This window comes from Candidatus Bathyarchaeota archaeon (genome assembly GCA_026014745.1).
Lineage (GTDB): Archaea > Thermoproteota > Bathyarchaeia > Bathyarchaeales > Bathycorpusculaceae > Bathycorpusculum.
The window spans coordinates 534,473-548,896 of sequence record JAOZHS010000001.1 but is presented as its reverse complement, the minus strand read 5'-3'; the positions used below and the strand labels follow the sequence as shown (position 1 = coordinate 548,896).

At 46.1% G+C, this 14,424-nt stretch carries 13 protein-coding genes and 2 tRNA genes; 7 read left to right on the top strand and 8 right to left on the bottom strand.

What is annotated here, in order from left to right:
* Positions 1-54: 54 nt before the first annotated feature.
* The 3 genes from NWE92_02975 to NWE92_02965 all read right to left on the bottom strand — a co-directional run bounded on the left by NWE92_02975 (position 55) and on the right by NWE92_02965 (position 2,136).
* Positions 55-813 carry an ABC transporter permease gene (locus tag NWE92_02975; GenBank protein ID MCW4028595.1) on the bottom strand — a complete coding sequence of 253 codons (759 nt, stop codon included), beginning with the start codon at positions 811-813 and terminating at the stop codon, positions 55-57.
* The gene (locus NWE92_02970) at positions 810-1,796 is read right to left on the bottom strand and encodes an ATP-binding cassette domain-containing protein (GenBank protein MCW4028594.1); all 987 of its coding nucleotides are present in this window, start codon (positions 1,794-1,796) and stop codon (positions 810-812) included. Before NWE92_02970 ends, NWE92_02975 begins: the two co-directional genes overlap by 4 nt.
* A 118-nt stretch (positions 1,797-1,914) precedes the next feature.
* Complete coding sequence (locus tag NWE92_02965; protein ID MCW4028593.1) at positions 1,915-2,136, bottom strand: NifU family protein; 222 nt, start codon at positions 2,134-2,136, stop codon at positions 1,915-1,917.
* Between the two features lie 160 nt (positions 2,137-2,296).
* Between NWE92_02965 and NWE92_02960 the strand changes: the two genes are divergently transcribed.
* The 3 genes from NWE92_02960 to NWE92_02950 all read left to right on the top strand — a co-directional run bounded on the left by NWE92_02960 (position 2,297) and on the right by NWE92_02950 (position 4,932).
* Positions 2,297-2,659, top strand: coding sequence for a DUF1801 domain-containing protein (locus NWE92_02960; GenBank protein MCW4028592.1), 363 nt, complete (start codon positions 2,297-2,299; stop codon positions 2,657-2,659).
* A gap of 159 nt (positions 2,660-2,818) precedes the next feature.
* The gene (locus NWE92_02955) at positions 2,819-3,871 is read left to right on the top strand and encodes an acyltransferase (protein ID MCW4028591.1); all 1,053 of its coding nucleotides are present in this window, start codon (positions 2,819-2,821) and stop codon (positions 3,869-3,871) included.
* Between the two features lie 146 nt (positions 3,872-4,017).
* On the top strand, positions 4,018-4,932 hold the full coding sequence (locus NWE92_02950) for an alpha/beta hydrolase (GenBank protein MCW4028590.1): 915 nt from the start codon (positions 4,018-4,020) through the stop codon (positions 4,930-4,932).
* A gap of 124 nt (positions 4,933-5,056) precedes the next feature.
* Here the strand turns inward: NWE92_02950 and NWE92_02945 are convergent, their stop codons facing one another.
* Positions 5,057-6,580, bottom strand: coding sequence for an NAD(P)/FAD-dependent oxidoreductase (locus tag NWE92_02945; GenBank protein ID MCW4028589.1), 1,524 nt, complete (start codon positions 6,578-6,580; stop codon positions 5,057-5,059).
* A 98-nt stretch (positions 6,581-6,678) separates the two neighbouring features.
* On the opposite strand from NWE92_02945, the gene NWE92_02940 reads away from it, so the two are divergent.
* Positions 6,679-7,458 carry a DUF1724 domain-containing protein gene (locus NWE92_02940; protein ID MCW4028588.1) on the top strand — a complete coding sequence of 260 codons (780 nt, stop codon included), beginning with the start codon at positions 6,679-6,681 and terminating at the stop codon, positions 7,456-7,458.
* Here NWE92_02940 and NWE92_02935 read toward each other — a convergent pair.
* Both NWE92_02935 and NWE92_02930 read right to left on the bottom strand, forming a co-directional pair.
* The gene (locus NWE92_02935; protein MCW4028587.1) at positions 7,448-8,662 is read right to left on the bottom strand and encodes a hypothetical protein; all 1,215 of its coding nucleotides are present in this window, start codon (positions 8,660-8,662) and stop codon (positions 7,448-7,450) included. The genes NWE92_02940 and NWE92_02935 overlap by 11 nt on opposite strands.
* Before the next feature lie 172 nt (positions 8,663-8,834).
* Positions 8,835-8,912 (bottom strand) — tRNA-Glu (locus NWE92_02930).
* A 135-nt stretch (positions 8,913-9,047) separates the two neighbouring features.
* Between NWE92_02930 and NWE92_02925 the strand changes: the two genes are divergently transcribed.
* On the top strand, positions 9,048-9,482 hold the full coding sequence (locus NWE92_02925; GenBank protein ID MCW4028586.1) for a hypothetical protein: 435 nt from the start codon (positions 9,048-9,050) through the stop codon (positions 9,480-9,482).
* A gap of 67 nt (positions 9,483-9,549) precedes the next feature.
* On the opposite strand, the gene thsB is transcribed toward NWE92_02925, so the two are convergent.
* Complete coding sequence (gene thsB / locus NWE92_02920; protein MCW4028585.1) at positions 9,550-11,193, bottom strand: thermosome subunit beta; 1,644 nt, start codon at positions 11,191-11,193, stop codon at positions 9,550-9,552.
* 263 nt (positions 11,194-11,456) lie between these two features.
* Positions 11,457-12,815, bottom strand: coding sequence for a hypothetical protein (locus NWE92_02915; GenBank protein ID MCW4028584.1), 1,359 nt, complete (start codon positions 12,813-12,815; stop codon positions 11,457-11,459).
* A 179-nt stretch (positions 12,816-12,994) separates the two neighbouring features.
* Between NWE92_02915 and NWE92_02910 the strand changes: the two genes are divergently transcribed.
* Positions 12,995-13,891 (top strand): hypothetical protein, encoded by an 897-nt coding sequence (locus NWE92_02910; protein MCW4028583.1) that lies wholly within the window; start codon positions 12,995-12,997, stop codon positions 13,889-13,891.
* Positions 13,892-14,031: 140 nt separating this feature from the next.
* Positions 14,032-14,147: transfer RNA gene (locus tag NWE92_02905), tRNA-Ser, on the top strand.
* The last annotated feature ends 277 nt before the right edge of the window (positions 14,148-14,424 follow it).

Sequence of the window (14,424 nt, the reverse complement as noted above, 5' to 3'; positions counted from 1 at the left end):
TGAAAACTAAATCAATATACAAAAAACAGTTTTTTGGCGCTAAAAAAGAAGGCGTTAAGTCGCCATTTTTTTAAGCGCACCCAACGCCCAATAAAACACCACAACCGATAAGACCCCAACAATAAGAAAGCCCATAGGGATGCTGAGGTTTTGGAAGTTACCCACAAACAAGTCGCGGGTAGCTTCGACACCGTAGGAGAAGGGATTTAATTTGGCTATATCCTGCAGCCAAAGGGGCGCAAGCACCAACGGCAAAAAGATACCGGAAAGGAGTGAAACTGGCAGGGTTAGGGTGTTCATGGTGGGTGCAAGTGCATCCTCAAGTTTGTAAATCAGAGCAAACCCATAGGATATCGACGCCATAGTTATGCCGATTAACGCATACATCACAAGTGACAAAGCAAAACCAGCAGGGTTCACAGTTAACCCAAATGGTATAGCGACTAGGGTGATGAGGATGCATTGGGCAAGCAGAATCACAGCGTCACGCAGCACTCTGCCGAGTAGGATGGCGGCTCTGCTGACGGGTGTAACGAGGTAGCGGTGGATGACGCCTGTTCGGATGTCATCGATTAAGGGGAACCCGTTGAATGCGCAGCCAAAGATGGCTTGCATAACCAGCAGTCCCGGGATGAAGACGTTGGCGGTGCCGCTGGATAACCCAGGAACGTCGCCTAATCCACTTAACAGGGGCATGTAGAGTACCAGATACATTAATGGCTGGAATAGGCTGACGAATATGAACACGGGGGTTTTTAGGGTATGCTGCAAGCTGGCATTGAACATCAGTTTGGTGTCGTGTAGTAGCTTCATGGGGTTTTTCCGTCCTCACGAAGAGAGCGACCAGTATACTTTAAGAAAACATCGTCAAGGCTGGGTCGGGAGAGCGTCACGCCCTGTACAGGCAAATCTTCGCTGTCCAGCAGCCGCAACAGCTCCGGCAAGGTAAGCTCACCATTTTTGATGGTTATATGCAGAGAACTTTCAATGGTTTGGATGCGTTCAAATTCGAATTTTTTTGAAAGCACAACCTCTGCTTTTTGGGTTTGTTCAGGTGAAAGGAAACCTAACACGATGGTGTCTCCGCCCACGGAGTCTTTGAGTTCCTCGGGCGTGCCGGTTATGATTATTTTGCCGTGGTCAATGATTGCGATGGTGTCGCAGAGTTTGTCTGCTTCATCCATGTATTGAGTGGTTAGAAAGATGGTGACGCCGTCAGTTTGGAGCTTCTTGATTTCCTCCCAAAGATACGCGCGGCTCTGCGGATCCAAACCCGTGGTGGGTTCATCTAAGAGCAGCAGTTGGGGGTGATGTATCATGCCAAGCGCGATGTCTAAGCGCCGTTTTTGACCGCCAGAATAGGTAGATGCCGCTCTATCAACAAACGTGGTCATCTGGAAGCGCTCAGCGAACTCTTTTGCGTATTTCTTGGCGGTCTGTTTGTTTATGCCGTAGAGTTGTGCTTGCAAAACAAGGTTTTCTACCCCTGTAGCGGCTAAGTTGGCGCCGCCTGCTTGACTCACGAACCCCACGTTTTTGCGGATTTGCTCCTGCTGCGTGGCGAGTTCAAAGCCTAAAACTTTGACTTCTCCGCTGGTGGGGCGCATTAGGGTTGAGAGCATTTTTTGTGTGGTGGATTTTCCAGCGCCGTTGGGTCCCAGAAACCCAAAGATTTCGCCACGCCGTACCATCAAGTCTATGCCTTTGACTGCTTCGAATTCTTTTTTTATGCGGTGTTCTTTGGAGACAAAGATTTTTCGCAAAGCCTTGGTCTGGATAACGAAATCGCTGGTCATATCGACTCCCCTACCCGTAGCGGCTATATAAGATTCGTGGGGGCATCTGCAAAAAAGGTAGCGACAAAGGGCTTTAACAAAAAGTGGTAACTAAAAAATAGAAGATAAAGGCGGGTGTTTAGCGGACTGCTTCGACGCTTTCGACTTCGGGTACAACCATTTTAAGGTGTGCTTCGATGCCGTTTTTGAGCGTCATTTGTGACATGGGGCAGCCTGCGCAGTGGCCAACTAAGCGGACTTTAACGATGCCGCCTTCAACGGCTACTAGTTGTACGTCGCCGCCGTCCATTTGGATTTGTGGTCTAATTTCGTCTAGGGCTTCTTGGACTCTTTTTTGGATTGAATCAGCCATATAAGTTCACATCTCAATTCATTCCGTTTATCGATTAATAAAAGGTTACTGCTCACAGTTCAATTTCAACCGTTTTCACAGATTGAGCTGAACCCAAAACGAAATCAACTGGTGCGCACAAGTATTGGATGTATTTCAGGTAAGAGTTATGGATAAGAAAAAAGCTGCACCCAAAACCATAGACGAATACATCGCAGCATACCCAAAAAACATACAAACAATTTTAGAACAACTCAGAGAAGCCATCAAAGAAGCCGCGCCAGAAGCCCAAGAAACCATAAGCTATCAAATGCCCGCGTTTAAACAAGACCACGTCTTAGTATGGTTTGCCGCTTTCAAAAATCACATAGGCTTTTTTCCAACCGCCAACACGATTGAAGTATTCAAAAAGCGATTGGCACCGTACCAAACAAGCAAAGGCACCGTCCGATTCCCCCTTGAAGAGCCCATTCCATTTGAATTGGTCAAAGATATGGTTCGGTTCAGAGTAAAAGAAAACCTCCAACGCTAACTTCTTTGCACAGCTAATAAATAGCCCCCAAAATGTTAAAAAAACCACAGTTTAAAACATCTAAAATATCTTGCACATAATCGGGGAGTTCGTTTTTTCTTAACCACAACAGCTAATAGTGAACAAACTGTTTGGTTGAGGCATTATGTCGGTGCAGAGATGTCGCTAAACAACACCCAACCTCACGATAGTTCGCCGCAGGCACGGATAATCTCGGAGTTCAACTACCTCAAAATCACCGCTCTAATTCTGCTACTCTTCGTGCACAGCGACCTCGTTGTTGTTTACCCCGACGCTATGTTCCAAGTTCAAGGGTTCCTGTTAAGCGCCTTCTTCTTTATCAGCGGGTACTTAGCGTATGATTCTTTCCATAGACGCGACAGCAGCCTCACACGTTTCTTTAAGTCCAAAGCTAGAACACTCTACTTGCCTTTTGCAATCGCAGTCATCTTTTACTTTGCATTCCAGTCAGTAATGGGCTTGCCGTTTAATCCCATAAAATTAGGTTCCCAACTTACCATGCTCAATATCTTTGACTCTGTTAACTCAGTCTATAACTGGAGTTCACTTTGGTTCATACCATACCTCTTACTATTCATGCTGATTATCTGCTTATTGGACAAATACGTCAAGAGCACCAAAATACAGTTACTAACTGTGGCGGCTGTGTGGTTAACGGCAATCATGCTGTGGGTTTACACGTCGCCTTTTCGGCTGGGCGAACTCTTCACCCAGTTCCTGTTGGTCTTCGCATTTGGCTTCTACATAAATAAATTCAACCTCTACGAAAAAATCTTAAACTACAAAATGGCCGCCATCGCCCTACCCGTGGTAATCTTCTTTGCCATTGACCTCACCTACCTCGTAAGCGGCAATCCATGGCTATCACAACTCTACTTTAACCTTCGCACAATCCTCTTAACCGCAGGGCTTGTTTTGCTTGCACTACTGCTGTTAAGAAAACTACACGTCCCCAAAAACGGCTTTGCCCAACAGATAGCCAAAAGAAGCGCCTACATCTACCTCGCGGAACCCTTCATCAGCTTTGCAATTTTAACCTTAGTCTTCAACATGCCAGACACATTCTTTGCAAGTGGACCACTCTTCTACCTCTATCAGGGAGTGAGGATTGTGATTTGCATCATTTTGGTTCCGCTAGGGTTTATGCTAATTAAAAACGTCAAGCAAAAAAAAGACAAACAGTTGACTTGAAACGGGTAATTGTTGATTTGGGTAAAATATTTTAAGTCTGGAAAGCAAATAAGCTAACAGAGTAACAAGTGTCTGGTTCGAGGAGGTAAGAGACAATAAAGGCGCTCTATATCCTATTCGCACTGGTTTTTGTCGCAATTAGTGTTATGTCTGTTCTTACCTTTTCATACCAACCCCAAAGCAACCAGACCACCGTTGAAGACCAAACAAACCTACTACCAGAAATAACCAACTGCACCACACAAACAAACGTATCCTACTCTAATGGCTCTAGCCCCTACCGGGTCATGGATGTTTACACACCCACCGGAGAGGGACCCTTCCCCGCATTGATCTACATACACGGCGGCGGATGGAAAACGGGTAGCCGAACAGACTTAAACGACACGGCAACGTTCTACGCTAAACGGGGCATCGCAGGCTTCACCATAGACTACACACTATCCACTAATAACAAAACAAGCTGGCCCGAAAACATCCAAGACGTAATCGAAGCTATCCGATACATTCGACAAAACGCTCAAACCTACAACATCGACACCGAAAGAATAGGCATCTTAGGGGTCAGCGCAGGAGCCCAACTTGCATCTCTATCGGGAACTTTGACGGGAGACGAACCGTTTTTGGTTGGTTCAAGTGGCAATGAGACCATAAAAAGTCAAGTTCACATTATCATCGATTACGCTGGCGCAACTGACCTTGAGTATGTGGGCAAACATGAAAACCAAACCTTCATCGACCGAGTAATCGCCTATTCGCTGGGGAATGTTACCTATGAAGAGAACCCCGAACTGTGGCATCAAGCCTCACCTGCAACCTACGTTTCGTCGGGTGACCCTATCTTTGTTATTGTCCACGGAACCATGGACGCTGTGATTCCCATACAGGTCGCAGAATCATTTTACAATAAGCTAACGGCGGCGGGAGTAGAAACATATTTCATTAAAGTGTCAGCGGGAGACCATGACATCTTAACAAGCGAAAGCGAGAATTTGATGGTAAGATATCAGTTGGAGCCAATTTTGAAGCAAGCGTTTGACCTGCCCGAACCAGCAAGCTGAGAGTAATTGATGATTTAACAAATTGGAAGGTGTGGTGCTCTGGCCGAGATTTGGACCCAGCTCCGCGACTCGAGGTACCGCTATACTCGACCGGACTCTTATAGCCATGCTAAGCCGTCTTGACCTATTTGCCTATTAGTTTTTTGCCCAATCGATAACCGCAAGCTATCACAGTGGATTGGCCTTCGCCTGGAAACGTCCACGCCGAGCATAAATTTAGGTTTTTGATCGGCAATTCAGCGAGTCGATCCATGGGCGAGAACTGTTTTGTTGTGTTTGCCCACCCATACATTGCGCCATTGTAGTTACTTGTGTACCGCTTAAGCGTCAAGGGGCTTGCACATTCGATGACGTCTATGTGTTTTGAGAGCTCAGGAACCACTTTTTCCGCTCGCTTAATGAGTATGCCCGCAACGCGGTCTTTTTCTTTGTTGTATTCTTCTTTTTGTCCTTCATTGTAGCCTGCTTCAAAGCGTTGCCACCGACTATAGGGTTGGCCTTGAACTATAGAGGCTACAAATTTGCCGCTTTTTGCGAGTGATTTGTCGTAATTGGAATAGAGTGTGAGGAAGAAATGAGCTTTTTCGACTTCGCCGTTTTGTATCCAGCGGTAGTCTAGGTTTTGGTCGTAAGTTTCGAAGATTGCTATATCGTATTCGTTTTTGTTTTGAAGTGTTTTTGAGAAGCCTTCATCGAGGCCCAAGTAAATTATGAAGCCTGACACCGAGGGCTCCAAACAATCGATTTTTGTGAGGAGTTTTTTGGGGGTTTTCTCTTCGCCGACCATGCGGTGGAAAGTCTCAGGAGCACTCGCGTTGGAAACGATGTTTGCAGCAAAGTATTTCTGGCCCTTTGCTGTTTCTACGCCAACTGCTTTCCCATTCTCAGTAATTATCGAAGATACTTCTGTGCCTAAAACCATGTCTCCGCCATTTTTCTTAACTACCGCCACTAACGCGTCGGGTATGGTTTGGTTTCCACCTTGCGGGTAGAAACCACCGTCTGCCCAGTATGTTATGTTGGCGATAACGGGGAAAACGTTCACTTGATCGGGGGGTAGCCCGAAGTAGCCGTAGTTTGACATAAGGATGGCTTTTAGTTTGCTGTTTTTTATGTGCTTGTCAAGCAGTTGCCCCGTGGTTTTCTTAAGCATTGGAAAGAGTGCCCTGTAACGGAAGGGAAACACGGGCAGTTGCTGCCACATGGGTTGGCTGGAGAAAAGAAGTTTGTTGATGTCCCGGTTTATGCGCATCATTTCATCCATTAAGGCTCGGATGCCGTCTTTTTCTTCGGGAAAAGCGCCTTGTAAAACGGCTATGACTTCTTCGATGTTTCCCGCGGGCAACCGTAAGTCGTGTTCGGGGAAAACCGCTCGCATAGAATACTTCAGCGGGATGAAGTTGGTGCAGTCGGCGATGCCGCAGAATTCGAAGAACTTGTAGTTTTTTTGGTTTTTTCCGATCCCGCCGATCATGTGCAATCCGCAGTCGAATGTGAAGTCTCCTCGTCGGAAGCATTGAGCGTACCCTCCGGGGACACTGTGTTTTTCGATAACCAGAACCTTTTTGCCGTTCTTAGCCATGTAGGCGGCGCAGGATAAGCCGCCGAGACCTGACCCAATTACGATTGCATCATAATTTGTTGACATCTTTTCTTCCCAAGACTCATCTGCTTGAAGTTTGGGATAAAATATTCTAAACAGAAAATATGAAATATAATAATTAACTATAACCCATTGCTGATGGTTTGCCCTTGAAAGAACTTTGCGGTTTACTGTTTGAGCTTTCAAACGAAGACCGACTGAACATACTATTTGAACTCAAGAAGAACCCGATGAAGCTTTCCCGCGTCTCAGAGCGATTCGATTTCACCGTGCCAGAAACTGCCCGCAACTTATCAAGACTAACAGCTTCAAACCTTATAACCAAAGACTCAGAAGGCTTCTTTCACTTAACTCCATTTGGCGAAGTCGCTGTACGGCTTGTGCCAAGCTTCCATTTTCTGTCAAAGAACCAGAAATACTTCAAGACGCATTCACTCTCGACAGTACCCGATGAATTATGTGCAGGAATAGGGGCACTTGCTAACAGCAAACTCGTAAATGAGCCTTTAACATCGATTTTTCTGTGCGAAAAAATGATTCGCGAAGCCCAAAGTTACATTTGGGTTCTCGTAGACGAAATCTTAGCCAATGCAGTTCCGCTTGGTGCTAATGCAGTTTCTCGGGGAGTAGAATTCCTTAAGCTTATGCCCCGCAACGCACAGATACCGCCAGACATCTTAGCGTTGACGAACGATAAAGTGTTTGAGCAGGGGGCTAGGGCCAAAAAGGTGGAGAGCCGCTATCTCGACGATGTTAACAAGTTGCCGGTATTTCTCTTTCTTTCCGAAAAAGAACTCGCCTTGGTTTCTTTTCCCAATTTAGAGGGCAAGATTGACTATACGGGGTTCACAAGCCAAGATGAAGCGGCTCTTAACTGGGCAAAAGTTGTCTTCATGCACTACTGGAACCAAGCTAAGCATTAACGTCCACAAGGAGTTTGCTGAGCAATTCCGCGGCTTTCTCTTCGCCGCCAAGTGGGATTGTTGCGTAAACTGGGTGCGAGTTCAAATTCACCAAAATTGCGTCAGATAGTATTTCTGGTGTAGTCTTCGAGAAGTCCATTTTTATACCAGCCCTATGCCTAGCGCAACGGCTGGCAACTGGAACCTCTTGCTCGAAGTGCCCTTCAAGCGGAAAATACAGGAACGGCTTTTGCAGAGCTGTCAATTCTAAGGTTGCGGTGCCGCCGCCGGCAACTATGCAGAGATCAGCGGCTGCCATATGCTTGTAGAGGTCTGGTACATAGCTTTTGACGTCTATGCCTTGTGGGGCTTTGATTGTTTTTGGATCCACCATTGGACCGCAGACCAGTACCATTAGCAGGTCTGGAATGTTGCGTTTTATAATTGGGTAAGCTGCGGTGCATAAATCTAAAAGCTTCTTCCCAGCGGAGGTTCCACCTATAGAGCAGACCACTAAAGGCGCCATGCCATAACCTAAAAGCTCTCGGACATGGAATTTGTCACGATATTGATCGGGCTTAAACGGAAGAATGTAACCAAGAAACTTGAGTGTTCTCTCCGCTAGTAACCGCCGGTTTGGCAGCATGAACCCAAACTTACGGTCGGGGACATCCTCTGGTTCGCCGACAAAGAGGCTGAGGTCAGCGAGCGTTTTTTTGCTTTGCATACCCTTCGCCCAGATGCGGTTAACCATGTAAGTAGAGAAGGCGTCGATGGGACTGCCCGTGACATTGTCTATTCCGATAAAGTCATAGATTATAACAAATGGGAACGTTTTGAAATTAGAATCAGACGACATTGCAACTATAATCTCGTACCTTTCGTCGCCGACAACAAGGTCGAAGCACTCCCGCTGAGTTAAGTCAGAGACGACTTTGGCGTTGGCTGCCCAGTCCCGCCTCATATTCATCGTCCACTTCACCATGTTGACACGGTAGTTTTCCGCCATATTGCCCAATTTTATGTTGCCCTTGCCGAGAAGTTTCGAGTCAGGGTGGATTTGTTCGCCTGCTTTTTCCAAAACCATGCTGGCGGGTTCCTCACACAACCAAACAATTTCTGCGTCGGGTATTTTTCTTCTTAGCGCTCGGACTATTTCCAAGTCACGTCCGACATGTCCTAAACCAAGCGGTCCGCCGATGAAAAGCACACGTTTTCCGCCCATTTTTATCCCTCAATAGCCATAATATTCACAGTTGGGTTTAAGGGATTTTCTGGTAGGGGCTGTAAGTACCCAACAGCGAAGAGGGACCCAAACAACAAACCTCAGCGGCAACGAAGAAAACCCGCCAAGTCCTCATGAACAGACGGCACGTTTGTGAAATTAAGGCAGGGGCTGGTGCTCCGGCCGGGATTTGGACCCGGGTCCGCGACTCGAGAGGCCGCTATACTTGACCGGACTATACTACCGGAGCATGCGCAAAAGGGTTCTCTAAAGGAAATAAATACGTTTTGCACACAACCAACCAAAACCCACCGCTTCAGCGGCAAGTGCTGCTATGACTTGATTTTTAAGGCACCCCTACCTACTTAAGGGAAGGTGCAAAAGCTTGGAAAACGACCAAGAACTCAATGCAACCACCTTTCAAACCTACGTTTACCTCGTCAAGTCAGGCAGAGCCGTGGGCCCCCGAGACGTAATGCGCGGCGCCAACCTAAGCAGTCCAAGCGTCGCCTACCGCAACCTCCAAAAACTCGTCGAATTGGGTCTGGTAGTCAAAGACAACTATGGCAACTATATCGTTAAAGAAAAAGTCGGCATGAAAGGCTACGTCTGGGTCGGCAAAATTCTCATCCCCAGCTTCGCCATCTTCGGTTTCGTTTTTATCGGCATTTTAATCGGGGAAGTCGCAATTGTGATTCCACACGTAATTGTGGGAGCATCAATTCAAGAGTCACTGTGGCTGTTAATTTTGGTCACAGCAGTTTCGGCAGCAATTTTTCTTGAGGAAGCCCTACGATTTAGAGCAAAAACCAAACATTAACGGCAAACGGTCCCGTTAGCAACAGTAAAATTACTAAAATTAAAAAATAAAATTAAAGGGGGAAGGCTTATTCCATGCCGCCCGGCATTCCGCCTGGGCCACCTGGACCGCCTTTGGGTGCTTTAGATGTGATAACGTCATCAATGCGAAGGATCATAGCTGCTGATTCTGCTGCGGATTTAATGGCTTGTTCTTTGACGACTATGGGTTCGATGACTCCGTTGGCGATGCTGTCTTGAAGTTTGCCGGTGAAAACGTTAACGCCTAAGTTTTTGCCTTCTGCGGTGTCGTGTTTGCTGCGTAACTCAACGAGGATGTCGATTGGTTCGAGGCCTGCGTTTTCGGCTAGGGTTCGGGGAATAACTTCAACTGCGTCTGCAAAGGCTTCAACTGCTAACTGTTCGCGTCCGCCGACTTTGGTTGCGTACTTGCGGAGTTCTTTAGCCATTTCGATTTCTATGGCGCCGCCGCCTGGTACAATTTTGTTGTTTTCGAGTACATCGGAGACTACGGAGAGTGAGTCAGTCATGGCTCGTTCGGCTTCGTCAACGAGGCGTTCGAGACCTGCACGGATGAGTATGGCTACGCTGTGGGGGTTTTTGCATTTTTCGACGAAGATCATTTTGTCGTCGCCGATTTTGCGTTCGTCCACTAAGCCTGCGCTGCCAAGGTCTTCTTTTTTGAGGTCATCGAGGTCGCTGATGATGCGGGCGCCGGTTGCACGTGCGAGTTTTTCCATGTCGGATTCTTTGACGCGGCGTGCTGCAATGATTCCTTCTTTAGCTAAGAAGTGTTGTACCATGTCGTCGATGCCTTTTTGGCAGAATATGACGTCTGCGCCGGAAGCCTTGACTTTTGTAACCATTTCTTGCATGATGTCGGTTTCTTGGTCAAGGAACGCTTTCATCTGTGAGGGGTCTTTGATGCGGATTTCAGCTGTAATCTCAGTTTTTTCGATTTCAAGAGCTGAATCAAGAAGCGCGATTTTTGCGTTTTCTTTAATTTTAGGCATGCCGGGGTTGACGACTTCTTTGTCAACGATTATGCCTTGGATTAGTTGGGTTTCAAGGAGGCTTTTACCCGTTTTCTTAATCATTTGGATATTGTCGATGTCTGCGATGGTTTTGTCTCCGCGGACTTCACTGATTTGTTTAACTGCGTCTATGCTGATTTCTGCAAGGTGATCTTTTGCGCTGCCGACTGCTTTGCTGCTCATGCTGGTTAAAGCAACTTTAAGCAGTGTTTTGCGGTCATTAATGTCGAGGGGAACCGCGGTTTTGCTGATAACTTCGATAGCTTTAACGGAGGCTTTTCGGAAGCCACTTACAAGAATGGTTGGGTGAATGTTTTGGTCGAGAAGTTCTTCGGCTTTTCGGAGCAATTCGCTGGCCAAAACTACTGCGCTGGTTGTTCCATCGCCGACCATATCGTCTTGAGTTTTAGCTATTTCGACCATCATCTTTGCTGCGGGATGTTCAACATCGATTTCTTTGAGGATGGCTGCGCCATCGTTAGTTATGGTGATGTCGCCTAGGCTATCGATAAGCATTTTATCCATGCCGCGGGGTCCTAATGTGGTTTTTAGGACTTCACCGATAACTCGGGCTGCCATGATGTTGTTTCGTTGGGCTTCTTTGCCTCTGCTTCGTGTAGTTCCTTCTTTGAGGATAAGAACGGGTTGTCCTGAACCTGTTGTTGTTAAATACGCCATGTATTATCCCTACTTTAATAGAACACTTTCTTTAATTCGGAAATATGCAAAAATCAAATCAGAAATATAAACTTTAAGGCTTCCTACGCGATTGTCTGGTTTAGTTTCTTGCATTTTGCCTCTAGTCACCCCAGAAAGAAAAAGAGATTTCCTGATGCCTGACCAACGCTTCGCAGCTAAAAAGCCCATAAAGCAACATGTTTTCAGATTCAGGAAAAACCAATAGTACAAATAACCATAGAGAAAAAAAGGATTTTTGACTGCTACGCAACTGTATCGTGTTCTTCACTGTGACCATTTCGGTTCCTTCGGAGCACCAGCAGAATAAACACCGTCAGCACTGCAACAACAACGACAATTATTATGTATGACGTGTAATCGTTGGTGGCGTTTTCTAATTGTTTTATCGGCGGAGTCGCTGTGGCTGTTGGTAGCGCAGAATCAGTCGGTGCTGGAGTGGGGGTAGGTGTGGGGCTGGGGGAAGGTGTTGGGGAAGCTTGGGTGTTTGAGGAGCCTGACGAAGGGTTAGCTTCAAAGGAAGCTGAGATGCTGCCAGTTGCTTGGACGTTGCTAAATGTGTAGGATGAAACCGAGCCTACAGAGACGCCATTGACAACCACGTTAGCTATGCGGTATCCACTGTTTGCCGTTATGGTGAAGGTTTGGTCTGTACCGTAGGGGACGGCTACGTTGCCGCTGGGAGAAATTCTGCCGTTTGAACCTGCTTGAGCAGAAATTGTGCAGGTATCAAGTTCAAAGGTGGCATGTATGCTGTGGATGGTCTCCACATTGGTAAAGGTGTATGTCGCTACTGCGCCTACAGAGTGGTCGTCGACTAAAACGTCTTTGATGTGATAGTGAGGGTCAGCTGTGATGGTAAAGGTTTGGGTGCCGTCGAGGGGGACAGAGATTACGCCGCTGGGTGTTATGGAGCCGCCTGCATCAGCAAAAGCACTGACAAAGGTTGTTATTGCATCCGTGGCTGAGACGTCGTCAAAGATGGATTCGCCTTGCGGAATGTAATCGCCAAAATCTGTCCAGTCGTTGCCTATCTGCAGCTGGGTAATTGGTCCCAATTCGAGGTTTGTTATGGTTGCGCGTAGTTGGTCGTTAACTAAGAAGTAGAGGGTGCTGTTTTCGCCTGTGTTGGCTAAGAGCTGGATTTTGTACCATTGCCCAGTTGTCACGGTAGGGTTTGAAGAGTTGATTACTACGGTGTTAGCGGAGGCAAATCTCCACTGATAAACCCCCTCGGAAGCCTGTACCCGATAAAATATGGGCGTTCCACCTGCATCTCGCGCTAAAACTACACAGACGTAGTTCGTGGGCAGAGTTTTGAAGTTAACGTAGTAAGTGTAGTTAAGGGTGTTTGTGGGGGTTATGGATCTGGTTTGGTAACATGCCGCAGTTGAGTAGGTGAAGTTGGCGGCGTAGTTTCCGCTATGCACTGGGGCAGTTGTGAGGGTAGAGGCGCCGACTTGGGTTGTCCAGTTGGTGGCGAGGCCGTTTTCAAAGCCATCAAAAAATAGGGTGGCGGCTGACACGTTTAAGGTTGGAAGAGACAGGGTTAAAATGAGGGCAGTTACTACGATGATTTTTGAAATAAAAGTCCGTTTTACCATTTTTATTCGCCTAAAAAGAGTGCTTCATAGAAGCGCTATCTAGTTAGATTCTTCAGCTCTATAAAGTTACTGACAAGTTAGCGATATGTAGGCTTTTTTGTTTTCTTTAATTCCTGTTTTGAAGTCTACATTTTAAAATTTAAATGTACAAATGAACCATATGACAGTTGGGTTAAAGGTTGAGAAAGAAGTTAGCGGTTTTTTTAGTTAGCGTTTTGATTTTCCTTTACCTACCCCTCTTGGAAGTTAGCGCTAATCCAATGGGAGCCATCGATCCTTATACAATAGTTCCCGCGCCAGCAAACGCCGACGCCCTAATTTCCTTGGGAATCTCAAGTCCAAACGAAAACGGCGAATATTCGAATGGCACGATACATGTACATTTTAATGAATCAATTAAGAGTTTATCCGGTATCACTACAACCCTCAACATCATCACTTATTATCAGGGTGATTGGATGCAAAGTAGCAGGTGGTGCCCTTTTCCCTCGGGTGTAGACCCACAGGATAATCACAGATACTTAGAATATGATTTTTACGTCAAAGATGTGCCTGTTGGTGAACATACGTTAAATATCAAAGCGAGCGGAAGTGGACAGTATAGTCAAAACGGTACCCGGTATGTTTTTGGTTTAGAGAAAACAATCTCTTTGAACTTTACAATGACCGCTTCGCCAGTGGAAATAAAGCGTGCAATAAATTTTAATGCACCACAATATAGCATCTATGAAAACAACTCTTTTGACATTAATTTCACGGTTAACTATCCAACATCTGAAATGACGTACAGTTTAGATAATCAAGGAAATGCTTCTGTCACTGGAAACCTAACCTTAAATGGGCTATCTGCGGGTAAACACAACGTTACCGTTTATGCGATTGACGAATATGATAATTGGGTGGCATCCGATAGTCTTGTCTTTTTTGTTATTGCTTCAGAGTCCGCGGCACCTTTAGTTGCTGCGGTAGGCATAATTGTTGTTGCAGTCGTTTCTTGTTTGACTGTATTGTTTTATGATCGGAAAACAGGGTGGAAAAAAAGAAAATGTACACCCGCCAGACCCAACAAAACATAAAACAGGACCCTTTCTTTTCTGCACCACCAAAGCCACAGTCGCAATAATGGCGAGCCCCCTTTTTCTATTAGAGAGGTCGATAAAGCTTTAAATTCCGCGTAGGTTAAGAAAAGGTGAAACCAATGGTTTCATAGCTTGTTGCCGGGGTCTCCTAGCCAGGCAGGGAGCAAGCCTGGAGATACCAATCTTCAGGAAGGTACCTGTTAGCTTGTGGCCTTTCGGGGCCGCGGGGGTTCAAATCCCCCTCCCGGCGCCAATTATCCTAATTTCTAAATTTATCAGCAACTCGACGGGTTTCTTAGACCATTCAAGGGGTAAATTTTTGCAGTTTTCAGTACGATTATTAACCGAAGGTTTGCGCTCGTAATTGAACGTAGGTGCGTTACAGCGAGGCAACACGACATCTAATTATATTAATGCACTTGAAGAGATTTTTCTTATGATATAACTCATAAAACTCCTTATTTTTTATATAAATTGGCATCATAACGCCATATTTGCATAAGTTTTATTAACTATTTGCAGCGAAAAAG